The sequence below is a fragment of the Pseudomonas sp. GW823-FHT01D03 genome (assembly GCF_058798255.1).
This window is the reverse complement of record NZ_JBXAKK010000001.1, coordinates 2,456,433-2,480,241: the sequence shown is the minus strand read 5'-3', so window position 1 is coordinate 2,480,241 and position 23,809 is coordinate 2,456,433. Positions and strand designations below refer to the sequence as shown.

Here is a 23,809-nt window from a genome sequence, read left to right as displayed (position 1 = left end):
CGGTGAAGTCGGTTGCCCAGTGATGGCACTCTGCCCATAATTCGCCCCCCTTATTCCTCACGCAAGGAAACGCCGTGAAAAAGTCTCTGTTGTTGATCCCGATGCTGGCAGTGCTGCTGCAAGGTTGTGGCATGACCATGACCCGCTATGAGCCGAGCTTCGAAAACGTTCAGAAGCTCAAGCAGACCCCGCCCCTGCAAGCGATCAGCAATCCTCAGGTAACTGCCGAGTCTGGCGAAGGTTCGCTGACAGTTCGAGCCAACCCGGTGCGCTCGCCATCCGGCAGCATCCCGGCGCATATCCAGGACGCGATCACCGAAGAACTGCGCAAGGCCGGTCTGCTTGATCCGCAGGCTCAGCGTCAGTTGAAAGTGCTGGTGGTGAAGAACAACCTGTCGGCCGGCATGGGCACGGGCGATGGCGAACTCGCTGCACGCTTCACCCTGCTTAATGGGCAGAACGTGGTTTACGACGCGACCAAGCATGTCAGCAGCCAGTGGAGCAGCAGCTTCTTTGGTTTCATTGCGATTCCGAACGCGGTCAACGCCTATAACCCGATGCTGCGTGATCTGTTGAAGGAACTGTACAGCGATCCGCAGTTCATCCAGGCCCTGAAGTAAGGGCGAAAAAAAGAGCCGCGATTGCGGCTCTTTTTTTTGGCATCAGACCCGTGGAGTACGGGGCTCGAGTGCCGAGTATTTCAGGTTGTTGTTGTCGATCATCTGCTTGAGCAGCGCGTTGACCTGACGGGCGAATGTGTCGTTGACCGCCGCCTTCGGGGTGTTGCCCATCAGCGGAATGAACCAGATACCGATCCAGGTTCCGACCGCATCATGGTTGCTCGCGGTGGTCAGGGCCTGACCTGTGCCGTCCACGGCTTCGAGGCTCATGGTGTACTGATCGGTACCGTATGCCGGGATCACCCCCAGGCTGAAACCACTGATGAAGCCCAGCACCATCGAACCGGCATTCGGCGGATGGTTGTACATTTTCAGACGCAGGCTGTAGTCGCCCGGTTGCTTCTGGAACTCGTCCAGGGTGACACGGCCGAACAGACCCGAATCGCTCAGAATCTTTTGCAGCTCAGGCTTGAGCTGGTCACGCGCCTGCGGCACTTCTACGGCCGAAGCGCTTTTCGGCTCGCCCTGATAGAAGTCGAAGTCCACATAGACATTGGGTTTGTTGGCGTAGCTGGCCATCGATGGCAGCTTGACCGGCGCGACCTCGTCTTTGGTGAAACTGGCACAGCCACCGAGCGCAAGCACCAGGCCCAGCGCCAGGATTTTCCCGAATTGCATGTTGTCTTCCCTATGAGAACCCAGCCAAATGATATCAAAGAGCCTCCATTGCGAAGGCCGGGCGGATTCTAGAGAGAGCGCTCGCCAGAGGAAAGACTGAATCGGGAAATTTACACAAAAAATCAGTCGGCCCTGACACGAGTCGAGCAGTTAGCTGGCCTCATCGCTATATAGTTTTGTATATTGCGAAACCAAATTTTGCCCGAATCTCCCATGCCTTCTATTCACACCGTGTTCCCATGAGCGCCATCCGCGTACGCAACGAGCAACTGATCCTCGCCGCCGCCAGCGAAGAATTCGCCGCCAACGGCTTCGACGCGACCCAGACCCGCGACATCGCCGCTCGCGCCCGCGTACCCAAGGCCAACCTGTATTACTACTTCCAGACCAAGGAAAACCTCTATTCCAAGGTTCTGCTGGAGTTTGTCGAACCGCTGCTGGAAGCCTCAGCGGCGTTGCGCGAAAGCGACGATCCCATGATCGGCCTGCGCGCCTACATCGCCGCGCGCATCCGTATCGCCCGTGAACACCCGGCGATTGCCAAGGTATTCAGCGGTGAGCTGCTGCTCGGCGGGCGCCAGTTGCCAGACGAATGCCGCGACCTGCTGCACGCCGAAGCCCGCCGCAACGTCGAGTGCCTGCGCAGCTGGATCGAGCGCGGCCTGCTGGCCCCGGTGGACCCGGAACACCTGATGCTGTTCATCTGGTCGGCAACCCGCACCTACACCAATATTGGCTGGCAGATAGGCTGCATCACCGGGCGCGAAGTGCCGCAGGATGAGGATTACGCGACGGCAGCCGAGACCATTACGCGGCTGGTGCTGGAGGGCGTCGTGGCCCCGCAGGTTGGGGCGATTCGTGGAGTTCTGTTTGCGACTTGAAATGTGAGGGCTGCTACGCAGCCGGCGCGAGCAAGCTCGCTCGCCACAGGGAACTCATGCTGGACATGGAAATCTGTGAACACCCTCAATCATTGTGGGAGCGGGCTTGCTCGCGAAGGCGTCGGATCAGCTAACACATGCGTCACAGGCCCACCGCTTTCGCGAGCAAGCCCGCTCCCACAGGGGGTTTGTGCTGGGCAAGGGAATCTGTGAACACCCGCTCCCACAGGGGATTTGTGCTGGACATGGGAATCCGTGAACACCATCAATCATTGTGGGAGCGGGCTTGCTCGCGAAGGCGTCGGGTCAGCCAACGCATGCGTCACAGGCCCACCGCTTCGCGAGCAAGCTCGCTCCCACAGGGGTATGCGCTGGTTTTAGAAAATGATCTCGGCTGCGGGTTTGACGTCGACCCGGGTCATGGCGCCGGTCAGGTGCGCCAGGTCCTTGTTGTGTTCGGCAATGATGTCTTCGGCGCTCATGGTGCCGTTGTCCACGGTGGAATGGGCGTCAGCCACGAGCACGACGTCGTAACCCAGCTGATGGGCCTGGCGCACGGTGGCATTGACGCAGTAGTCGGTCTGCAGGCCGCAGATGATCAGACGTTCGAAGTCTTCGCTGGGCAGCAGCTTGCCCAGCTCGGTCTGATAAAACCAATCTGGGGTGGTTTTGCGTACGCGCCGGTCTTCGGCGGTCGTCAGCAGGCCGGCGGCGAGTTGCCAACCTTCGGCCCCATGGGCTAGCGGGCTGTCCTTTTCCTCATGCTGAATCAGCACCACCCGCACGCCCGCCTTGCGCGCGCGCGCGCTGAGCTGGTTAATGGTGTCGATCACACGGTGGATGTCGAAGCACTGATACTCGCCCGAGCAGAGAGCCTGTTGGACGTCGATGATCAGCAATGCGCTAGACATGATGGGCCTTCCTTGATCGATCCTTGAGACAGGGGGCGGAGCCAAGCCCCGCCGCCCTTTTTACGCCGCTCAATAACCCAATGACAACCCGGTGTTACGCCGTGGATCGTTGGCCCCGTAGAAACGGTTCTTGCCCACCGGTTTACCGCCCAGCGACGGCGCGCCGACCAGAATCGCGGCGATGTGGTTGGCGTCCTGCGGCCCGGCGAACTTGTGGCCCCAGCTCTCGAGGATCTTCCTGGTATCCGGGCTGGCGGCGAAGTCTTCAAGGTTGGTTTCTTCCGGCATCCATTGCTGATGGAAACGCGGCGCGTCGACCGCTTCCTGCAGGCCCATGCCGTAGTCGATGACGTTGAGCATGGTCAGCAAGGTCGCGGTAATGATGCGGCTGCCACCCGGCGTACCGACCACCATCACCACTTTGCCGTCCTTGGTGACGATGGTCGGGCTCATCGACGACAGCGGGGTTTTGCCCGGGGCGATGGCGTTGGCCTCGCCCTGCACCAGACCGTACATGTTCGGCACGCCGACCTTGGAGGTGAAGTCATCCATCTCGTCGTTGAGGATCACCCCGGTCTTGCTCGCCATCACCCCGGCGCCGAACCAGTCGTTGAGGGTGTAAGTCACCGACACTGCGTTGCCCCACTTGTCGACAATCGAATAGTGCGTGGTGTTGTTGCCTTCATGCGGGGCGACGCCGGGTTTCAGCTCGGCGGAGATCCCGGCCTTCTGCGGCTGGATCGCATTGCGCAGCGTGGTGGCGTAGTTCTTGTCCAGCAGGTGCTCGATCGGATTCTTCACGAAATCCGGGTCGCCCAGATAGCTGTTGCGATCCACATAGGCATGACGCATCGCTTCGATCTGATAGTGCATGCCCTGGGCCGAATGGAAGCCCAGATCCTTCATCGGATAGCCTTCGAGAATATTCATGATCTCGCAGATCACCACCCCGCCGGAGCTTGGCGGTGGTGCCGAGACCACATGGTAGCCACGGTAATCGCACTCCACCGGGGCCAGTTCGCGGGTCTTGTATTTGTCGAGGTCGGCCTGGGTGATGATGCCCTTGTTGGCCTGACTGGATGTGACGATGGCGTCGGCCACCCAGCCCTTGTAAAAACCGTCGGCGCCTTTGTCCGAGATGGTGCGCAGGGTTTTCGCCAGATCCTTCTGCACCAGTTTCTGCCCGACCTGCATCGGCTCGCCGTTGTGCAGGAAGATCGAGCCGGAATCACGCATGTCCTTCTTGAACATATCGGTGGCGTAGTCCAGCAGATCGACGTCGCCCTGCTCCAGTTCGAAACCGTCCTCAGCCAGTTTGATCGCCGGGGCGATCATGTCCTTGCGCGGTTTGGTGCCGTACTTGCTCAGCGCCAGCTCCATGCCCGACACGGTGCCCGGCACTGCCACGGCGAGGTGACCACGGGTGCTCAGATCCGGGACGACGTTACCGTCCTTGTCCAGGTACATGTTGGCGGTCGCCGCCAGGGGGGCTTTTTCGCGGAAGTCGAGGAACGTCTTGCGCCCGTCCGCCAGTTGAATGGTCATGAAACCGCCACCGCCGAGGTTGCCCGCTGCGGGATACACCACCGCCAGCGCATAGCCCACAGCGACCGCCGCATCCACCGCGTTACCGCCGTTTTTCAACACATCGACGCCGACATGTGAGGCCAGGTGTTGAGCGGTGACCACCATGCCGTTTTCGGCGGCAACCGGTGCTACGGAAGCGGCGTGGGCCATGAGGCAGCTCAGTGCCAGTGACGTCGCAATCAGCGTTTTGGCCAAAGGTTCGTACTTCATGAGTCGATCTCTTTTTTGTTTTCGGGTTCTGTGCAGAACAGAGGGGAACGCAGCAAAAGCACCAAGCAGTATGGTCGCTATTGCGATTTGCGCCTCCCCGCTCAGGCAGTATGCTGGGGGCTCTCGCCGTACCGATCCGGAGTTCTGTCCATGTCTTATACGTTCATCACCCTGCCCTCACCGGTCGGCGAATTGAAGCTGGTGGCGAACGGCGCACGACTGGCGGCCATCCTCTGGGAAAACGACAAACCGGGCCGGGTGCGCCTCGGGCCGATGACTGAAGCACCGGACAATCCGCTGCTGCAGCAAGCCGCGCAGCAGCTTGAAGAATATTTTGCCGGCCGCCGTGATCGTTTCGATCTGGAGCTGGACTTTGTCGGCACCGATTTTCAGAAGAAGGTCTGGGCGGCGCTGCTGACCATTCCGTTTGGCGAAACCCGCACTTACAGCCAGATCGCCGAGCAGATCGGCAACCCGACGGCGGTGCGTGCGGTGGGCGCGGCGAACGGGCGCAATCCGATTTCGATTGTGGCGCCGTGTCATCGGGTGATCGGCGCGTCGGGGAAGTTGACCGGGTTTGCGGGCGGGCTTGAGGCCAAAGAGCGGTTGCTGGTGCTGGAGGGTGGTGACTGGTCTGATGTCGGTAGAACAGGCGACCTGTTTTAACCCTGTAAATGCCATATGTGGCGAGGGCGCTTGCTCCCGCTCCAGTGCGCAGAACTGGCAAAAACCTGGGGCCGCTGCGCAGCCCAGCGGGAGCAAGCTCCCTCGCCACAATGGATTGGCGCTGAATCAGCTGTCGAAAAGATTATTCATCGCCGCATACTGCAACAGCATGATGGTCTTGGCGTCGCAGATCTCGCCGCGCTGAAACGCCGCCAGTGCCTCATCGAAGCGCCACTCCAGCACTTCCAGTTCTTCGGTTTCTTCTTCCAGACCGCCGCCCTCGCTGACCTTCGACTTCGCGTCGTATTCGGCGATGAAAAAGTGCAACTTTTCGGTCACCGAGCCGGGGCTCATGTAGGCCTCAAAGACCTTCTTCACCTCATGCACGCGGTAACCGGTTTCCTCTTCGGCCTCGTCGCGGATCCGCTGTTCCGGCGCCGCACCTTCCAGCAGCCCCGCCGCCACTTCGATCAACAAGCCGTCGTGGCCGTTGACGAACACCGGCAAGCGGAATTGGCGGGTGAGCACCACCGTGCGCTTGTCGCGGTTGAACAACAGAATCGCCGCGCCATTGCCACGGTCGTAGACCTCGCGAGTCTGCCGCTGCCAGTCACCGTTGTTGCGCAGGTAGTCGAAGGTGATTTTCTGCAACAGATACCAGTCGTGGGACAACACCTGAGTGTCGACAATGTTGACCCGCTCGGCTGTCTTGGTCATGACGCCTGTTCCTTGTGCCATCGGAAAACGCCCATAGTCGAATAATCGCGCGCACAAAAAAAGCCCGGCAATGCTGTCGGGCTTGTTAATCGGCGTTCGCGGAGGTTGTCAGAGATCGACCAGGTGCCGGTCGATGCGCTTGAGCACGCCCTTGATCAGGTTCAGCGCACTGTCGGCGCGAAACGGCAGGTTGAGCGACGGTTCGCAAATCTCCATCTCCATGATCATCGGCCGACCGTCATAGTCGCGGATCACGTCGACCCGGCCATAGAGCAACGGCAGCTCAAGTCCGAGCACCTCGGCAGAAGCCACCAGCGCCGATAGCGCCACCGCCTGCTCCTCGGCATCCGCCTCGCGCGGCTGGCGAAATTCGGGGGTCGGCACGTTCACCGTACCGTCCGCCATGAGCATGGCGCCCTTGCGGATGGAATGGCTGAAGGTGTTATCGAAGAAGGTCAGGTCCGTCTCGCCGTAAGTGTCGATGGTGGTGATGTACGGCTGGATGATCACGTGCGAACCGCGCTTTTGCAGCGCGCGGATGTGCGCCAGCGCGGCCTCGGAACCGCCGCGGACAAACCGTTTCACTCCGCGCGAATACGAGCCGATCGTCGGTTTGACGACAAATTCGCGGCTGTCGGTGTTCGCGTCGAGGAAGTCAGCCAGATAAACCTCGGGAGCGTCGTCGGGCGCCAGAAACACACTGGGAATAATCGGCACGCCGCGCGCAGCAATGTCCTTCAGGTACAACTTGTTCAAACCCCACCGGGCCACGGACGGCACGTTCAACAGGCAGGTCAGTGCATGCACCTTGTCGCACCAGGCAAAAAATTCGTCGAGGCTTTCAATGCAGTCCCACGGTGAACGGATCAATACGGCGGTATACGCCGCCCAATCGACTGACGGATCGTCCCAGAAGCACACATCGGCGTTGATCGACAGTTGCTTGCAGGCTTCCAGCAATGGCGGCATGTCGTAGTCAATGTGCAGGTTCGGCTTATCGGTGACGAGTGCAAGCTTAATCATGAAGAATCCTTTCTACTGAACAGTTAAAAGCAGAAAAACAGCAACGACTCACCAGGGAATCACGCGATCCTGATGGCGGTAAGTGCCCGTGGGGCCATCGGCGCCGATCAGCGCCAGCGCGACACTGGTTCGCGCGCCTTCCTGCACATCGAGATCACCGGCGCCGTCATTCATGCCGGTTTTGGTGTAACCGGGGTGCACGGCATTGACCTTGACGGGCGTGTCGCGCAGTTCGTAAGCCAGGTGAACCGTCCACGAATTCACCCCGCTTTTACTGGCGCTGTAGCCCGGCAAGGATTTGAACATCGGTGAATAGGCGTAGGAATCGACGTCCGTATGGGTGGTGAGCGATGCCAGCAGACTGGATACGTTGACGATGCGTCCGGCCGCAGACTGGCGAATCAGCGGCAGACAATGCTGGGTCACCGCGACCATGCCGAACAGGTTGGTTTCAAACGTCTGGCGCCACTGTTGAAGTGGTTGTTGCGAAGGGTTCAACCCGTAGGATTCGATACGGATCGCGGCGTTATTGATCAGGATATCCAGTCGACCAAACTTCGCCTCCAGCAATTTGACCGCCGAGGCGATGCTGTCTTCATCCGTGACATCCAGCAGGCACGGGAACGCCTTCAAGCCCATGCCGGTCAGCTCATCGGCCGCCTGAGCGACAGCCTGATAATTCCTGCCACTGAGCACCACCGTCACGCCCTCGGCGGCCAGTTGTCGCGCCACCTCAAAACCGATGCCACGGTTGGCGCCGGTTACCAATGCAACCTTGTCAAAATCGTTCATCGTGCAACTCCAGACAACGCTCCGCCCTGCCCGCAGGGAGGACGGAACCAATACGATTCATGAAATGTTCCAGCAGCGGCCCGAACGCCCGCAGATCGGTCAGAAAGGCGTCGTGTCCGTCCGGGCAATCGAGCCGGACAAAGGTCACCTCGGCACCATCCTGTTCGAGCCCTTGAGCGATGTGCTGCTGTTGCGCGACAGGAAACAGCGTGTCGCTCTCGACGCCGACCACCAGAACCTGCTCCAGCCCGGCAGTCTGAAAACCGCCCTGCGGCGGCGTCAGACAGGCATAAAGATCAATCGCGCGGCTTAGCTGCAGATAACTGTTGGGGTCGAAATCCCGTGCGAATCGCCAGGCATTGGCCTGCAGATAATCCTCGACTTCAAAGTCGTGGGTCATCCCGGCGGATTTACCGGCCGCCTGATCGCTGCGGCTGAAACGGCGATTCAATTGCGCGCCGGAGCGATAACTCAACAGGCCGATCTTGCGGGCCAGCGTCATGCCGTGGATCGGGCGCGCATCCGGCGAATACTCCCCACCGGCCCACAGCGGATCACTGCGAATGGCTTCCCGCTGCAATGAACGCAAGGCCGTGGACACGGGAAGTGAACTGGCCGCGCCGCACAGGTTGATGTGATGCCGGACAAACCCCGGATGCCGGGTCAACAGGGCCAGCGCACACATGCCACCCATCGAAGCGCCGATCAGGCAGGTCACTTGCGCCATGCCCAGCGCTTTCACGGCCATGACGATCGTGTCGACGATGTCTTCGATGCTCAGCTCGGGAAAGCGCGACTGGTAAGGCCTGCCACTCGCCCGCTCGGTGGACAGCGGCCCCGTCGAGCCCTTGCAACCACCCAGGTAGTTGAAACAGATCACATACCAGCGGTCTGTATCGATCGGCTTGCCTGAACCGGCAAAGTCCTCCCACCAGCCCGCCTCAGGATCGCGGGCGACACTGCAGACGTGGCTGTTGGCGGACATGCCGGGCAACACCAGGACGATGTTGTCGCGACGATCATTCAGTTGCCCGAACGTCTCATACGTCAGCCTGAAATCTTCCAGTACACCTCCACGATGCATTGGAAACGGGCGCGCGAACTCGATGTAATCTGCTGCCGGAAGAGTTTCCACCATGATGCTAATCCCTTAGAGCGCCTGCTTCGCCAAGTAACCGGTTGCCTGTTATGGCTCGAGCGACTGCAACCAGTCATCGTCGGAACCTTCGGCGATGCCATCCATCAGGAAGGTCGAGAGATAACGCTCACCGGTATCCGGCAGCATGGCCAGCAGCACGGAACCGGCCGCTGCGGTCTCGGCAACCTTCAACGCTGCGGCGACCGAGGCGCCCGAAGAAATGCCGACGAAGATCCCCTCTTCCCTGGCCAGGCGCTGCGAAGTGTCGCGCGCCTCGTACTCGTTCACGGTCAGGACTTTATCGATGACGGTCTTGTCCATGATGGTCGGCGTGAAGTTGGGCGCGAGTCCCTGGATCTGGTGCACGCCCCAGGTGCCGCCCGACAGCAACGCAGCATTTTCCGGTTCTGCGGCAACGATCTGCACCGCAGGTCGCGCGACTCGCAGCATCTGGCCAACGCCGGTCAGTGTGCCGCTGGTGCCGAAACCGGTGACAAAGTAGTCCAGGCGTTTACCGGCGAAATCACCGAGGATTTCGGTGGCGGTGGTTTCGCGGTGATAGGAAGGGTTGGCCGGGTTATCGAATTGTCGCGATCTGAACCAGCCAAATTTCTGTGCCAGTTCATCGGCAATCTGGTTGCCGCCGCTGCTGCCCAGATGAGCAGGAAACAGCAGAACCTTGCCGCCATAGGCGCGAATCAGCTTGCGCCGTTCGATCGAGTAACTGTCGGACATGATCGCCACGAAGTTATAGCCGCGCGCCGCGGCAACCATCGCCAACGCAATGCCGACGTTGCCGGAGGTACATTCGGCGATCGTATCGCCAGGCTTCAACAGGCCTCTGGCTTCGGCGTCGAGCACCACAGCCAGCGCCAGTCGGTCCTTGACCGAACCACCGGGGTTGAACGACTCGACCTTCACATAAATGCTGACGTGTTCCGGGGCGAGCCTTTGCAGCTTGACGATTGGCGTACGGCCGATCGTGTCCAGAATGCTTTCATACAACGGCATGAGCGAGTTCTCCATCAAATACGAATTCAGCAGGGCCGGAGAGGTACATTGCGGACAAGTCACTCTCCCATGTCACTTCAAGGGTTCCGCCGGGCAGTTCGACATCGACCGAGCGGTCGACCCGCCCGGCCCGCGCCAGCACCGCGACCGCCGCGCAGGCACCGCTGCCGCAGGCCAGCGTCTCGCCAGCGCCGAATTCGTAGACCTTGAGTTTTATCCTGTTGCGCGATTGCAGCTGTACAAACCCGACGTTGACGTCAGGGGAGAAATACCCGGAGTTTTGCAGGGCACTGCCGACAGCTGGAATCTCATACTGATCACGTTCGGCTTCGATCACCGCATGCGGGTTGCCCATCGATACCGCCGAACACGCCAGGTGTTGCCCGGCGAGTTCCAGTTGATAAGCCGACTGCGCTTGGTCGAAGCCGAACACCGGGATAGCAGCGGGCGAGAAATTCGGCGCGCCCATGCTGATCTGATAGTTGCCGTCCTCCATGACCCGGACCCGGTGGGTACCGGAGGGACTGTCGAGGGTGAATTCGGACGCCTCGGTCAGACCTGCCCGAACCAGCCATGCGGCGACACACCGCGCACCGTTGCCGCATTGCCGGGAGGACTCGCCCTGCGCCGTCCAGATGTCGAACGAGGCCACGGACGATGGATTGCGCGCAGCCTTGACACCCAGAACCATATCGGCGCCGATACCTTTATGGCGGTTAGCCAGGTACTTGCACAATTCGCGCGACGGATCCTGCGCATCACGCAGATCGAGAATGATCATGTCGTTGCCCGCACCGTGCATCTTGCTGAAACGCAGTCGGGCAGCAGCAGGCGGTTTATGCATGGCACACACTCGCCTCAAGACACGCCTTGGACAGGAGCGGGTCAACGATATCGATGATGCACTGGGTCGCACGCTGTGCCGTCGCCGCATCGCAGGATGCATTGAACTCGGCGATTTCCAGGCCGACGATCTGCTCCAGCGGAATCGCTCCCAGGATCGCCGCGAGCTGTTGTGGCAGCAGACCGTCAGGCACTGCGTAATCGGCGGGCACATAGCCAGGCTCAAGAGAATCCCAATCGATGTGGACCCAGACCTTCGATTGGCCGATAGCGCTGCGCACTGCGTCGGCGGTTGCCTGCTGCGGGGAAAGCGTGCGCACATTATTGGCGCTCAGCAGACGCTGCTCTTGCCCGTCGATGTCACGCGCGCCGACCAGAATGACGTTCTCCGCACGCACGCCGGCGCCACAGCCGCTGTCCCAGAGGCCACATAATGCCGACACCACCATCCCGCCCAGGTAGCCCGTGTCAGTGGTCGTCGGAATATTGAAGTCACCATGGGCATCGACCCACACCAGGCAAAGGTCCGGGTAATGTCTGGCCACCGCAGGTACGCTGCCCAGGCTGGCCGGGCAGGTGCCGTTGATGACCACTGTGAGTTGCTGCTCCTCTACCGCACAGGCCACGGCGCGATGCAGCGAATCGATCTGCTCGCGTCCTGCCGGCAGACTGACTGTCCAGTCATCGGCAGCCGGCTCGCAACTGCCATCACCGATATACAGCGGCGCTACACCGTACTTTGCTTCAAGTGCCGACGCGGCCTTCAACGCACCGATACGGGTAAATGCCGTGCGGTCTGCCACTCTGCCGTTGGATACAATCAACTTGAACATCAGGCTTCCTCTTTATTTTCATGGCTGGAATGTTTGAATGGACAAACATCCGTACGCTCTGCATTTTCTTCAATCAAACCGTATTGCCACCACTCTTTGGCGTCAGAGCCAAACCCGCCCAATTGCAAGGCGTGGGGCACCGAATCATATTTAAGGATGCGTTTACGTATATTGGCGCGAACATTACGTCCGCCCACGGTATCGCCGGCAAATACATCGAAGCGTTCACGCGGATTAATCACCAGCGCAAATCTCGACCCGAGGTTTCTGCTCTTGCGAAGTTTGTGTGCGGGAGAACTCATATTCACAAAAAGTTGCATTCCCGCGAAGCACATCGACCAGAACGGTGACTCCGGGTCGACATCGACGCTGTCCGGCCACGGGCTTTCATCCAGCCAGTGCAGGCTCTGCAACACGCCCCACCCCGCGGCCTGATACTCCTGCGCCGTACTGGCGAATATTGCGTCGGTTGAAAAGAACACGATAAGCGGATAAGCGTCTTCGATTGAACCACTCCATGTTCTGGAAAGCGTCACATACTCTTTCAAGCCTTCAGCCAGTTTCGCCAGCCCTTGGGCATCCAAAGTGTCGACAAATACAAACTTGATCGAAGACTTCTTGAATGCATTCTTGGAAAAGATGCAGGGAAAGTCGGACCCTGCCCCAAGTCGCTCTTCCAGTTCATTCAAAGCCTCTTTTTCCCAACCGACCCCACGATGATTAATCTCATCCTGAGAAAGCATGACCCGATAAGAAACCTGCGCATCAAAGTTCCGCATACTCATTCCTTTATGCTGCACAACTTAGAGAGATGGCCGAGCGTGGCATCCAGCCGTCTGGCACTTCGCGCTGTCACACCTGCCACGAACTTACGTCTGGCATGACAACTTGCTTACTTGATCTGCGTCTGGAATCAGAAGACCGGCCACAGGTCCCGGGCGTTATTCGACATTCGGCGAACGCTCAGGTTGTTGACTGACCTGCTGCTGATGAATCGATGAATCCGCGCCATGGCGTCTTCGATGTCCGGCAATGCCGGCAACGTGACCACGCGGAAATGGTCGGCTGCGGGCCAGTTGAACGCGGTTCCCTGGACCACCAGCAGCCTTTCCGACATCAGCAGTTCGAGGACAAACTTTTCGTCATCCTTGATCGGGCAAATTTTCGGATCGATCCTTGGAAATGCGTACAGCGCGCCCATCGGCTTGACGCAACTGACGCCGGGAATAGCGTTGAGCAGTTCATGCACCCGGTTGCGCTGTTCGAGCAGGCGCCCCTGAGGCAAGACCAGGTCATTGATACTCTGGTAACCCCCCAGCGCGGTCTGGATCGCATGCTGGGCCGGAACGTTGGCGCACAGGCGCATGTTCGCCAGCATGTCGATGCCTTCGATGTAGCCGGCGGCATGCTGCTTCGGCCCGGAAATCACCAGCCAGCCGGAGCGGAACCCGGCCACCCGGTACGACTTGGACAAGCCGTTGAAGGTCAGGCACAGCAGGTCCGGCGCCAGCGAGGCGGTGCTGATGTGCACCGCCTCGTCGTAGAGAATCTTGTCGTAGATCTCGTCGGAGAACACCACCAGATTGTGCTGGCGCGCGATCTCCAGCATTCCCAGCAGCGCGTCTCGCGGATACACCGCACCGGTGGGATTGTTGGGGTTGATGATCACCAAAGCTCGGGTGTTAGGGGTGATTTTGGCCCGTATGTCATCAAGGTCCGGCCACCAGTCCTGCTGTTCGTCGCACATGTAGTGCACCGCATTGCCCCCGGCAAGACTCACCGCAGCGGTCCACAACGGATAATCCGGTGCGGGCACCAGCACTTCATCGCGGTTGTTCAGCAGCGCCTGCAGTGACATCACAATGAGCTCGGAGACACCATTGCCCAAGTAGATATCGTCGACGCCGACGCCCTCGATCTGCTTCTGCTGACAGTACTGCATGACGGCCTTGCGGGCGCTGAACAAGCCTTTGGAGTCACTATAACCTTGCGCCGTCGGCAAATTACGGATCACATCCTGGAGTATCTCGTCGGGTGCCTCGAAACCGAAGGGCGCGGGATTGCCGATGTTCAGCTTGAGAATGCGCTGGCCGTCCTCCTCCATCTTTCTGGCCTGCTCCAGTGCCGGGCCACGAATGTCATAACACACACTGTTCAACTTCAGCGATTTCAGATACTGCACGACTACACATCCTTGTTTTTTTTATCAGGGTCGCAGCAACAGCAAACTCAGGTCCGAGAGACTGCCTTCAACTGCTCATCCGGGGACTTCGACAGTGCCCGCGACATATTCAGGAAAACGAACAACACGACCATCGGAATGGCGATAAACAGTGCCAGGCCACGAACGCCCAGTTCGGAAAAGGAGCTGACCAGCAAACCGTAACCGGCCCCCGCCGCCATCTGGAAAAAGAAAAACTGCCCGGAGGAAATACCGATATCGCGGCTGACACTCTTCAATAATCCGGCCTGAGTCGCGGGAATCACCATCCCGACCGACAACAGAATGAACACCATCGGAATCAGCAGCGCCGGCAGCACACTGCCGAACACCGACAGCAGAATGCCCAGCAACATGCACCCGGCCATGCCTACCCTGCTTCCAAGCAGCAGGATCTCGTTCAACGCCCACCTGGCGCTCAATGCTCGCGCCAGCGTACTGCCAATCACATAACCGACGGCGCACAGGGAGATCACCGCGCCGTAACCCAGACTGGACATGCCCAGTTCCGTCTGCAGCGCATAAGTCGAACAGGACAGGAACACGAAGTAACTCATCCACACCAGACTGATCCCGGCGGCATAAGCCAGATAATCCGCATTTTTGAAGTTGGCGGCATAAACGGCAATGATGCTGCGGCCCGTCGAATCCGATGCCCCCGGAGAGGTGTCGACCTGCCAGAAAAGCACCAATGCCGCGAGATTGAAGATCCCCACGCCGCCCATCATCCAGCGCCATCCCAACGAAGGTAACAGCATGCCGCCGAGCAACGGTGCAATACACGGTGTGAGCGCTATCGCCGAGGCAAGAGTGGTGAGAATTCGCAGGCGTTTGCTTTCCGGATAATCGGATTTCACGATCAGTCTGGTGGTTACGGTCCCTACACACCCTCCGAGGGCCTGCATGAAACGCGCAACCGCAAACAGGTAAAAGGAGTCCGAGAACGCTGCAAGCAGGCACCCGGCAGCACAAATCAACAACCCCGAAATCTGTACACGACGGGCTCCGATACGATCGGCAAGAATCCCCGCCAATACCACGGACAACGCATACCCGATCATGTAAACAACGAATGTTTCCTGAATCGCCTCATGGGGGACTCGAAACTCTTCCGCCAGTTTTGCAACCGTAGGCGTCATCAGGCCAAGTCCGAGCTGCGGCACGATTACAGCCGACAACAACGCTGCAGGTAACAGGATTCCGGGGCGGCTGGATTTCACGCAGAAAGCTCCTTGAGGTATTGATCAGTCGTCAGCAAATGCGGCAGAACCCGGTCGATCTGACGTGTGATCATGGCCAGTGAACTGGTGTAGTAATGGTTACCGGCAGCCAGTTGGCCCAAGGCATAAATAGCGTCGCTGGCCTTGCCACTGCGGTCGATGACCTTGTGCGAACCGAATGACACGTGCAGGCCACCAAACGGATGGTGCTGAGCGACGCCATTGTTGACCATCGAGGACACCAGCTCGGTACCTGTCTGCCCGACGCCACCCGTTTCAGATCGCGTGGCATTGATGACCCAGTCGGCATGACAGGCGCCTGCCTGATAATTGAGGACAAAACCACCACCAGGGCTCAGCTCCACGCCCTTCAGGCCAGGGCGAATCACGAGGTGCCCGGACTCAAGCATGTTGCGCAACTTGTTGGCCGTTGCCGGAGGCATCGGGTTGCACAGGCTCATGAAAATCGAATGGTAGTTGGCCATGTAGTAACTGCGATCGCCAGCACTCAGGCTGTCCCAGGCCAGCTCGACGTAGTCGTTGGCAATATCAATCAGGATGGACAGCCACTTTTCGCCGCGGGCCGACGCCTGAAGATGGCGCTCCAGCCGCTCGAACGGCAGTTGACCTGGCGCCAGTTCAGCCTTGAGCTTCTCCAGATCCACGCCTTGGGCAGTCAGTTCGAAGGTGATCAGGCCAAGCCATTTCGACCAAGAGATCATCCCCGCTTCATCACGCAGCTCTTCGATACGCTCGCGGGTGATGACCTTGTAAGTGAAGTCGTGATGCGGCATGCGCACCGCTGGCAGCAGCGCATTGCGCGACAGCATGACGATCTTGCCGCGGTGTCCCTGGGCACTCAGGGCCAGGACTGCATCGACAGCAGAGAGGCTGGAACCAATGATCGCCACCTGATCGTCGCCGCCAATCGCGGAAAACTTGGTCCACATCGGATACGGATTACCGATGTAATTCTGGGAACAGGCCAACGAGAAGATATCTGCCGGTTCAGCGGTACCGATGCACAGAATCACCCGGTCAAATACTTGTTGCGGCCCGTTTTCGACACCGACGACCGCTTTGTCATCGTGCATCGTCAGGCTGGTGACCTTTTGCCCGATCACCCGAATCGGTCGCTTGAGGTCACGCGCCAGCGCCACTTGCTCGGCAAAACAATCGGACAGGTACTCACCAAAATAGTGACGGGGCAAGAAATCAAGTTGCGCCAGTGCACTTCCATATTTATGAGTGACCCATCCTACAAAGTGCCGGGGATCGTCACTTTTAACGGACATGAATCGGGCCTGGCGATTAATCAATCCATAATCACCATCGTTTTGATAAGCGCGACCTGGACCGATTTTCTTGTCAGGCTCATAGAGAGTAATTGCAACATCCATATTTTTCAGCTTAACGTCGCGCTGCAACGCATCAATTACACTAATCGCTGTTGCACCCCCTCCGACTATCGCAATCTTTAGTTGCGGCTCGCGATGATTAGTCTTATTGAGTGTTGACAGTTTTTCAAAAGCAGTCATTGCCGACGATATCCCTATACCAATCCAGTTTCTCTTGACCCCAATGACTCGCGCGCCACCCCTCAACGCGTTAGCTTGAGCGGCGTTGAGCGTATTTGTATGCCGCGCTAAGATGAAGATCCATTAAATGGATTTTGGTGTGTACCACTATGACCAGAGGTAAGCGGCCAGTTGGCCTCGACCTAGTCTTGCCGTTCGAATTGACCGAACATTCGCTGTCCACCAAACATCAGCTTTTGTGCCGTTTCCTTGAACACCTGATCAGTTCCGGCCGGCTCCCGTCCGGCGAAGCGCTGCCCTCCACGCGCACGCTTGCGCAAAGATGGGGAGTTTCCCGAGGGACCCTGGAAACTGTTTTCGATCAATTACGCGAAGAAGGTTTCATCATTCGCAAGCGAGGTGCCGGCTCGGTGGTCTGCGCAACATTGCCGGACAATCTGATCGCCGCGACCAGAACTAAGGAACTGCAAGTCGAACTTGATACTCACCGGTCATCCGATTCACCTGCTCCCATTACTTATTTACAGCCATATGTACCGTTTATTGCCAGACTGGCCGATCCGGGATTGCTCGAAGAAAAAGATGTAAAGTCGTTATGCACACCTTCCGCCAAAGACCTCGCCACCGCAGTATCGGCCTCGTCACTCGGCGGTGACGAAAACTTGCGCAAGTCCATTTGCGACCATATCCAGATCTACCGCGGGATTGACTGCTCACCTCAGGACATCGTGATTACCCATGGCATCAGACACTGTCTCGACCTTATCAGCCGGGTATTGGGAAAAGAGGCCGTCGTTGCCATGGAAGATCCCGGCTATTACTGGGCCCGGCGGATATTCAATTGTTCCGGCAACACAATCATCGATATTCCAGTGGACGATGCAGGTCTGATCGTTGAAGCGTTGTCACCCGCCAGTCCGGTTCAGGCCATTTATGTCACGCCCTCCCACCAGGCTCCTTTGGGTGTCTGCATGAGCATGGCACGCCGCAAGGCCCTGCTGGCCTCGGCCACCGCTGCAAATGCGATCATCATCGAAGACGACTACGACAGCGAGTACAACTATGGCAGTGCTCCCCTGCCCGCCATCAAATCAATAGATACAAACGACCGGGTGATTTTCTGCGGCAGCTTCAATAAAACCCTGTTCAGCAACTTTCGTCTGGGCTTCATGGTCATTCCCAAACATTTACAGAAGAAAGTCATCAACCTCATCGAAGACACCGGCCAGACGCCCGGCATACTGGGTCAGCTCGCACTCAACCAGTTTCTCTGCACCGGAAAATATGTACGGCATTTGCGCATCTCGCGACAGACGTATCAACATCGACGCGATTTGCTGATCTCAAAGCTGCGAGAAAACCCTGATCTGCAGATTTCCGGCGAGCAATCCGGATTACATTTTGTGCTCTGGTTACCCGCAGACATTGATGAAAGAGAATTCTGCGCACGGGCTGCCCTCTTCAATCTTTGCCTGCAACCGGTATCCGCATTCACCAGCAGTCACGCGGTCAAACCCGGCGTGCTGATTGGCTACGCGGCGCTTACCGATACGCAGATCAATCAGGCGGCTGCCTGCTTGCTGGATCTCGTCAAGTCATTCAATGTATCGAGCGCGCTCCAATCGGATAAACAACCCGCTCCGCTATGACTCACATCCGGGCATTGTTTGCCTGGCCCACGCAAAAAAGCCCGGCAGCGCTACCGGGCTCTTTAATTGCTGCTAACGGGCGACGCGCGACAACGTGTCATCCGTTTCCTGTGCCGCTGTTTTCGCTCCGTGAATCAGCGGTCCATAACGCCGACTGAATTCCCAGCCATACGGCACGCGATCCTTGCTGACGCCGTTGTCCCAGTTTACCGACCAGGTCATCAGGCCCTTGATCGGCAGCCCTTTGATCGCCAGACGTTTGAGCGCATTGCCGACCGCGGTGCTGTCGATCACATAACCGGTGGCGGCCGCATCGACGTTGGCCGGCAGGCCGATGACGAATTTTTCCGCCGGGATTTTGGTGAAGCCCCGAGTACCGGTCACCAGACTTTCGGTCAGGTAATAGAGGAAGTCCTCCTTCAGCGCATCGTTGTTCTGCGCGATCCACGCACCATTGCCATTATTGGCTTCCGGTACCCAGACCCCGTCGCCGCCCTGGTTGTAGAACTGCGGCGCGATGAAGTCGTAATAGCCTTCCAGTGCCTGCAGGTAACCGACGTATTTGCCGTTGGTGGTCAGATACGGAAACTCCGGGGCCATGCTGATGATGAAGTGCTTGCCCTGGCCTGCGTAGTGATCCTTGACCAGTTTCAGCGCGGCCGGCAGCACGGTCTTGTTGGCAGCGAAATCAATCGCGCTCTGTTCAAGATCGATGTCCAGCCCATCGAAGCCGTAGGTTTCCACCAGACGGATGATTTCATTGGCCAGCGGTTGTTCCTGCCCGCTGCGCAACTCGATGTGCGCATCGGCGCCACCCAGGGACAACAGCACCGCCCGCCCCTGGCTGTTGAGCACGCCGACCTGACGCCGGAACTCGGCATCGGAGACGTTGTACGGCTTGAAGGTCGGAATTCCGCTGCCCTTCATGAACGCCACCGCGACCACGTTGTACTCCTTGGGCACCGCTTCCAGAGCGATTTCGGCGAAGCGGCCCTGACGATAGCCGTCACTTGGACCCGCCGGCCAGTTGTGCCAGAAGCCCATGAGTATTTTTTTGCCGGCGATGCTCGGCATCAGCGAGGCCGCGTCGGCCGCCTGGTTTTGCACTAGCGTGAAGTCGATATTTGACATGTTCTAATCCTTCAGAACCTGTGGGTTGAGCGTAACGCCGTTATTTGAAGTCGACGTCGAACGCCTGATAGAACGCGTTGCCGGTGTTGGCAACGATCCACATCAACACGATGACGTGACGGCCCTTTTTGTTGGCCGGCAATTTCACCGAATGATTGACCTTGGCCTTCAATTCCCCCGGATAGCTGTAATACGGCACCTGAGTGTAGAAGTCTTCGGCGAAAGGCTGCGCTTCGAGTTGTGCACGGGAAATACGTTGCTTCGGATCCCAGCCATCCTTGGTGATCAGCCAGCGGTAGCCACGTGTGGTGTGCGGCGCGGTGTATTCCCACTTCACTTCCAGCGTCTGGCCAGGGGTGACACTGAGCAGTGGCCAGCTGAACGGACGATTGAGCTTTTTGCCCATTTCCTCGTCGGTGAAGTTCACGCAGTCACGGGCATCGGTCTTGCCACCGCTGAGGATGTAACCGTCGGCGGGCGGCGTGACACTGTCACTGTCGCTGCCATACGGCGCAGGAAAAGGCCCTGCCGTCAGCGCCGGAAAGTTCTTGCCGCCTTCCATTTCGTTGACCTGCCAGGCACCGAGCAATCCTTGCTCGATGGCTACCGCACCGCGGCTGGCTGGAGAGGTGACGCGACCGTGTCGCAGTTGGGTTTGAGCTTGTGGTTGATTCATGTTTTTCACTCCGTTGATTTAAGAACTCTCCTGTCCGAGGAGAGGCCTTCAAGCTAACGGAGGTGGTTTTTTTGTCCATCGGCGGTTTTGTCGCAGTCAATCGGCGTCTCAAGTCAAAAACGCCGAAAATACTGGATGAATATACAGTCCATTACGACAAGACCCACCCAACGCATGGCCAAAGGCCTACACGCCGACACTGCAAAAACTGGCATTCAGTACTCATGGCAGTTGCGCCTGGTACTCCTTTTCGTACTGGCCAGCGAGTTGTTCCTTTTGCTTGTCATCGAGCAATTTGCCGGCCATCTGGAAGAATTTCTGCTCTTCTTCCTTGAGATGGTGATGGACTTTTTCGGAGAGCTTCTTCGCCGTTGCCAGCCACGCCGGGCTGGACATCTCGGTCTCATCCAGTTCTTCCATCATCTCGTCCATTTCATGGTGCTCGGAGATGGCGTGGCGACTGAGGTCAACACCGTTGTCGAACTCCATCAGCGGGATGTAGAAGTGGCGTTCTTCGGCGGTTTCATGGGCCTGAAGTTCAGCCTTGAGCTGTTTGTAGGCCTCAACCCGCTCCGGGGTGTCGCCGCTGGTTTCGACCAGGGCTTTGGCGTAACTGCGCTGGCGGTCGTGGCTTTCGCGAAGGGCTTCGAAAATATTCATGGGGGATCCTCATCAACCGCGTTCGGAATGACGCTGTAAAAGCTAGACCCCGGCGCGACAGCGGCGGTTCCAAAGGGATGAGGAAGGACTTGGAAGACGCTCCCCGGGCAGGATAGGCTGGCGGTTCACCTCACAAGGAAGTTGCACATGACGTTGCGAATCGAGCTGTCGCAGAACCCTACGGAAGAACAGCGCAAAGCCATTCTCGAGCCTTTGATTGCGTATAACGACGCCCGGACCGGTGGTTCCACCTCTGAACCTTTCGCCCTGCTGGTGCGCGATGAGCACGACGCGATTCTCGGCGGTTTGTACGGCCGGGTGATCTTCCAGTGGATGTACATCGAGTTGCTGTGCGTCCCGGAACAGGGTCGCGGGCAACGCATCGGCTCGGAACTGATGGCCATGGCGGAAAATCTGGCCAAGGAGAAGAACTGCCTCGGCATCTGGCTGGACACCTTCGATTTTCAGGCGCCGGCGTTCTACGAGAAGCTGGGATTCAGCCAGTTTGGCGAGATCGTTGATTACCCGCCGGGGCATAGCCGGCATTATTTCCAGAAGCGTCTGATCGGTTGAACTCACTGGCCCTATCGCGAGCAGGCTCACTCCTACAGGATCGGTGGCGAACACAAATCCAATGTGTGTGAGCCAGCCTGCTCGCGAAGACCGCAGCCGCTTCAGCGCAATATCAAAGACAGGTCGCCAACGCCGCCAACCGGCGCTTGGCGACAAAATCATCCTTCTGCGCGTAGTAGTTGAGCACGGTGCCCGAAGCATCGCTGGTCACGTCGACAAATGATTCCGCCGAACGGGTGTACACCGTCGAACCACCCTTCTTGCCCGGTTGCAGATACGCTCCGGCGTCCACGCCAAACACTGCTTCGTCCTGCCAGCCGAACTGTACGCACTGAGCGACAACTTTCTCCGGCTTGTCCGAGGTCAGAACCTTGTACGGGGCTTTGGTGCGAGAATCGTCCATCACCGAACCCGCGCAGCCAGCCAGCAGGGTCGCGGCCAGCGCTACCATCAGAATTCGCATTGCATTCGCTCATTCAGAAAAAAGCGGACTGTATCATCGCAACGGGCAAAATCGTTCTGCTTTACTGCATTTATAGCGCGACATGCGGCAGCCGCTCCGGCACCCTAGGGTCATCAGCCTCACAAGGAACACACATGGCGCCCACCGACCAGCGACATGAACAAGCCCTGAAACTGTTTCTCGACGCGCGCCCCGAATTGCGCGAAACCCTCGATCATCTCAATCCGCTGCTGGCCCAGGCCAAGGGTGAAACCGCCGCGCAGTATCGTGAAGAACGCTTGCATGAAGCCTTCGAGGCCGAAGCTGAAGAACAGGGGCTGTTTGCCTGGGAATTGACTTTGCTGCTCACGGCTGCAACGCCTGAGGAGTATCAGACCCAGCGCATGGAGGTGCATCGCGAGGTAGCGGAAATGGCGCACATGAGCTGGGCAGATTACTGCGATCTGTATGGGCTGGAACCGTAACCGCCGCTGAAGGATATCGTCGCCGATGCTGCCCTCCACTTCGACTCACCGCGCCACTTCCGGGCATCTGCATCGGCAGAAATGGCGCGGGCGCATCGGTCTGGCGCTGGTCGCCAGCCTGTCGGTACTCGCCGGCATGACCGATGCGATCGGCTTCATGGCCAGCGGCGATTTCGTTTCGTTCATGAGCGGCAACACCACGCGGCTGGCAGTGGCGATCAGTGACGGCGACCTCGGTCTGACCTTGCGTCTGGTGATCCTCGTCGTCACGTTCGTGATCGGCAATGCGCTGGGGATTGTGATCGGACGCCTCGGCGGCCGGCGCACGCTGCCCTTGTTGCTGTGCATCGCCACCCTGCTCTGCCTGGCGGCGGCCTGGCCGTATGACACGCAACTGCCGGCGTTGCTGGCGGCGATCATCGCGATGGGCATGCTCAACGCGGCGGTCGAGGAAGTGAATGGCCTGCCGGTGGGCCTGACCTACGTGACCGGAGCGCTGTCGCGGTTCGGCCGTGGACTAGGGCGCTGGATGCTCGGCGAGCGGCGTAATGGCTGGCGGGTGCAACTGGTGCCGTGGAGCGGGATGTTCATCGGCGCGATTCTCGGCGCGCTGCTGGAGCAGCATTTCGGGCTTCGGGCATTGTTCGCCAGCGGCTTGCTGGCGGCGGTGCTGGGCGTGCTGTCCCTGAGCATTCCGCGGCGTTGGCAACTGGGCTATATGCCCCGTTGAAAGACGATCCAGTGGGAGCGGGCTTGCTCGCGAAAGCGGTGCATCAGTCAAAGACTTTTTGAATGACCCAACGCCTTCGCGAGCAAGCCCGCTCCCACAGAGGGCATGCGCCTGACTTCGGTTTCGCGGATGCCGTCATAAAGCTTTATCATGGCCGCAGTTTTGCTGATCGAGTCCGTCATGAAGTTCGCCATTGCGCTGTTTTCCGCCGCCCATGCGCCCTCCTCGCGCCGTGCCCTGCTGTTTGCGCAGGCTGCGCTGGCCGGCGGGCATGAGATTGTCCGGCTGTTTTTTTATCAGGACGGTGTGTACAACGCCTCCGACGCGGTGGTCACCCCGCAGGACGAGCTGGACCTGCCCAAACAGTGGCGCGCGTTCATCACCGAGCAGCAACTGGACGGCGTAGTGTGCATCGCCGCCGCCTTGCGCCGTGGCGTACTGAATGACGAAGAAGCCAAACGCTACCAGCGTGATGCCGTCGCGGTCAGCGCGCCGTGGGAATTGTCCGGCCTCGGCCAGTTGCACGATGCGGTGCAGGACGCCGATCGACTGATCTGCTTCGGAGGCGCGTGAG

Annotated in this window: 24 protein-coding genes and 2 pseudogenes; 8 read left to right on the top strand and 18 right to left on the bottom strand. The window is 58.8% G+C overall.

The window, feature by feature from the left end; translation table 11 throughout:
* The first annotated feature begins 74 nt into the window (after positions 1-74).
* Positions 75-620: a hypothetical protein gene (locus AC1RBR_RS10920; RefSeq protein WP_047601640.1), complete on the top strand. Its 546-nt coding sequence runs from the start codon at positions 75-77 to the stop codon at positions 618-620.
* 42 nt (positions 621-662) lie between these two features.
* Here AC1RBR_RS10920 and AC1RBR_RS10915 read toward each other — a convergent pair whose 3' ends face one another.
* Complete coding sequence (locus AC1RBR_RS10915) at positions 663-1,298, bottom strand: hypothetical protein (RefSeq protein WP_492564301.1); 636 nt, start codon at positions 1,296-1,298, stop codon at positions 663-665.
* Between the two features lie 239 nt (positions 1,299-1,537).
* Here AC1RBR_RS10915 and AC1RBR_RS10910 point away from each other — a divergent pair, with 239 nt between their 5' ends.
* Entirely contained in the window at positions 1,538-2,179 is a 642-nt protein-coding gene (locus tag AC1RBR_RS10910) for a TetR/AcrR family transcriptional regulator (RefSeq protein ID WP_492564299.1), read from the top strand.
* A 377-nt stretch (positions 2,180-2,556) separates the two neighbouring features.
* Here AC1RBR_RS10910 and AC1RBR_RS10905 read toward each other — a convergent pair whose 3' ends face one another.
* Positions 2,557-3,090: a cysteine hydrolase family protein gene (locus AC1RBR_RS10905; RefSeq protein WP_492564297.1), complete on the bottom strand. Its 534-nt coding sequence runs from the start codon at positions 3,088-3,090 to the stop codon at positions 2,557-2,559.
* Between the two features lie 69 nt (positions 3,091-3,159).
* The gene (gene ggt / locus AC1RBR_RS10900) at positions 3,160-4,887 is read right to left on the bottom strand and encodes a gamma-glutamyltransferase (protein WP_095138990.1); all 1,728 of its coding nucleotides are present in this window, start codon (positions 4,885-4,887) and stop codon (positions 3,160-3,162) included.
* A 150-nt stretch (positions 4,888-5,037) separates the two neighbouring features.
* Here ggt and AC1RBR_RS10895 point away from each other — a divergent pair, with 150 nt between their 5' ends.
* Positions 5,038-5,553, top strand: coding sequence for a methylated-DNA--[protein]-cysteine S-methyltransferase (locus tag AC1RBR_RS10895; RefSeq protein ID WP_492564295.1), 516 nt, complete (start codon positions 5,038-5,040; stop codon positions 5,551-5,553).
* Between the two features lie 126 nt (positions 5,554-5,679).
* Here the strand turns inward: AC1RBR_RS10895 and AC1RBR_RS10890 are convergent, their stop codons facing one another.
* From AC1RBR_RS10890 to AC1RBR_RS10840, 11 genes and pseudogenes are all read right to left on the bottom strand, one after another.
* Positions 5,680-6,270, bottom strand: a complete 591-nt coding sequence (locus AC1RBR_RS10890; RefSeq protein ID WP_492564294.1) for an NUDIX domain-containing protein — start codon at positions 6,268-6,270, stop codon at positions 5,680-5,682.
* A 108-nt stretch (positions 6,271-6,378) separates the two neighbouring features.
* Positions 6,379-7,293, bottom strand: coding sequence for a D-cycloserine synthetase (gene dcsG / locus AC1RBR_RS10885; protein WP_492564292.1), 915 nt, complete (start codon positions 7,291-7,293; stop codon positions 6,379-6,381).
* Between the two features lie 48 nt (positions 7,294-7,341).
* Positions 7,342-8,085, bottom strand: a complete 744-nt coding sequence (locus AC1RBR_RS10880; protein ID WP_096795626.1) for an SDR family oxidoreductase — start codon at positions 8,083-8,085, stop codon at positions 7,342-7,344.
* Positions 8,072-9,223, bottom strand: a complete 1,152-nt coding sequence (gene metX / locus AC1RBR_RS10875; RefSeq protein ID WP_081730311.1) for a homoserine O-acetyltransferase MetX — start codon at positions 9,221-9,223, stop codon at positions 8,072-8,074. Before metX ends, AC1RBR_RS10880 begins: the two co-directional genes overlap by 14 nt.
* 48 nt (positions 9,224-9,271) lie before the next feature.
* On the bottom strand, positions 9,272-10,234 hold the full coding sequence (gene cysK / locus AC1RBR_RS10870) for a cysteine synthase A (protein WP_027614693.1): 963 nt from the start codon (positions 10,232-10,234) through the stop codon (positions 9,272-9,274).
* Positions 10,221-11,078: a diaminopimelate epimerase gene (gene dapF / locus AC1RBR_RS10865; protein WP_167797070.1), complete on the bottom strand. Its 858-nt coding sequence runs from the start codon at positions 11,076-11,078 to the stop codon at positions 10,221-10,223. The genes cysK and dapF overlap by 14 nt, the downstream gene beginning before the upstream one ends.
* Entirely contained in the window at positions 11,071-11,910 is an 840-nt protein-coding gene (locus tag AC1RBR_RS10860) for an arginase family protein (RefSeq protein ID WP_115985544.1), read from the bottom strand. Before AC1RBR_RS10860 ends, dapF begins: the two co-directional genes overlap by 8 nt.
* Positions 11,910-12,689 carry a YqcI/YcgG family protein gene (locus tag AC1RBR_RS10855; RefSeq protein ID WP_492564289.1) on the bottom strand — a complete coding sequence of 260 codons (780 nt, stop codon included), beginning with the start codon at positions 12,687-12,689 and terminating at the stop codon, positions 11,910-11,912. Before AC1RBR_RS10855 ends, AC1RBR_RS10860 begins: the two co-directional genes overlap by 1 nt.
* A gap of 209 nt (positions 12,690-12,898) precedes the next feature.
* Positions 12,899-14,092 (bottom strand): annotated as a pseudogene (locus tag AC1RBR_RS10850) (pyridoxal phosphate-dependent aminotransferase); the annotation flags it as partial.
* A gap of 47 nt (positions 14,093-14,139) precedes the next feature.
* On the bottom strand, positions 14,140-15,351 hold the full coding sequence (locus tag AC1RBR_RS10845; protein ID WP_095138972.1) for an MFS transporter: 1,212 nt from the start codon (positions 15,349-15,351) through the stop codon (positions 14,140-14,142).
* Positions 15,348-16,889, bottom strand: coding sequence for an FAD/NAD(P)-binding protein (locus tag AC1RBR_RS10840; protein WP_492564287.1), 1,542 nt, complete (start codon positions 16,887-16,889; stop codon positions 15,348-15,350). The genes AC1RBR_RS10845 and AC1RBR_RS10840 overlap by 4 nt, the downstream gene beginning before the upstream one ends.
* A 188-nt stretch (positions 16,890-17,077) precedes the next feature.
* Here AC1RBR_RS10840 and pdxR point away from each other — a divergent pair, with 188 nt between their 5' ends.
* Positions 17,078-18,538, top strand: a complete 1,461-nt coding sequence (gene pdxR, locus AC1RBR_RS10835; protein WP_492564286.1) for a MocR-like pyridoxine biosynthesis transcription factor PdxR — start codon at positions 17,078-17,080, stop codon at positions 18,536-18,538.
* Between the two features lie 108 nt (positions 18,539-18,646).
* Here the strand turns inward: pdxR and AC1RBR_RS10830 are convergent.
* The 3 genes and pseudogenes from AC1RBR_RS10830 to AC1RBR_RS10820 form a co-directional block, all read right to left on the bottom strand.
* Positions 18,647-19,669, bottom strand: a pseudogene (locus AC1RBR_RS10830) (chitinase); the annotation flags it as partial.
* 40 nt (positions 19,670-19,709) lie between these two features.
* Positions 19,710-20,345: a lytic polysaccharide monooxygenase auxiliary activity family 9 protein gene (locus AC1RBR_RS10825; RefSeq protein WP_492564284.1), complete on the bottom strand. Its 636-nt coding sequence runs from the start codon at positions 20,343-20,345 to the stop codon at positions 19,710-19,712.
* Positions 20,346-20,567: 222 nt separating this feature from the next.
* Complete coding sequence (locus AC1RBR_RS10820; protein WP_492564282.1) at positions 20,568-21,005, bottom strand: hemerythrin domain-containing protein; 438 nt, start codon at positions 21,003-21,005, stop codon at positions 20,568-20,570.
* Between the two features lie 147 nt (positions 21,006-21,152).
* On the opposite strand from AC1RBR_RS10820, the gene AC1RBR_RS10815 reads away from it, so the two are divergent.
* Positions 21,153-21,578 (top strand): GNAT family N-acetyltransferase, encoded by a 426-nt coding sequence (locus AC1RBR_RS10815; protein WP_098968166.1) that lies wholly within the window; start codon positions 21,153-21,155, stop codon positions 21,576-21,578.
* Between the two features lie 112 nt (positions 21,579-21,690).
* Here the strand turns inward: AC1RBR_RS10815 and AC1RBR_RS10810 are convergent, their stop codons facing one another.
* Entirely contained in the window at positions 21,691-22,041 is a 351-nt protein-coding gene (locus tag AC1RBR_RS10810; RefSeq protein ID WP_097088098.1) for a hypothetical protein, read from the bottom strand.
* A gap of 134 nt (positions 22,042-22,175) precedes the next feature.
* Here AC1RBR_RS10810 and AC1RBR_RS10805 point away from each other — a divergent pair, with 134 nt between their 5' ends.
* The 3 genes from AC1RBR_RS10805 (at position 22,176) to tusD (ending at position 23,808) form a co-directional block, all read left to right on the top strand.
* Positions 22,176-22,505, top strand: coding sequence for a DUF6388 family protein (locus AC1RBR_RS10805; protein WP_492564280.1), 330 nt, complete (start codon positions 22,176-22,178; stop codon positions 22,503-22,505).
* A gap of 25 nt (positions 22,506-22,530) precedes the next feature.
* Positions 22,531-23,235 (top strand): YoaK family protein, encoded by a 705-nt coding sequence (locus AC1RBR_RS10800; protein ID WP_204894805.1) that lies wholly within the window; start codon positions 22,531-22,533, stop codon positions 23,233-23,235.
* A 180-nt stretch (positions 23,236-23,415) separates the two neighbouring features.
* Positions 23,416-23,808, top strand: a complete 393-nt coding sequence (gene tusD / locus AC1RBR_RS10795) for a sulfurtransferase complex subunit TusD (RefSeq protein WP_047602022.1) — start codon at positions 23,416-23,418, stop codon at positions 23,806-23,808.
* Position 23,809: the final 1 nt, after the last annotated feature.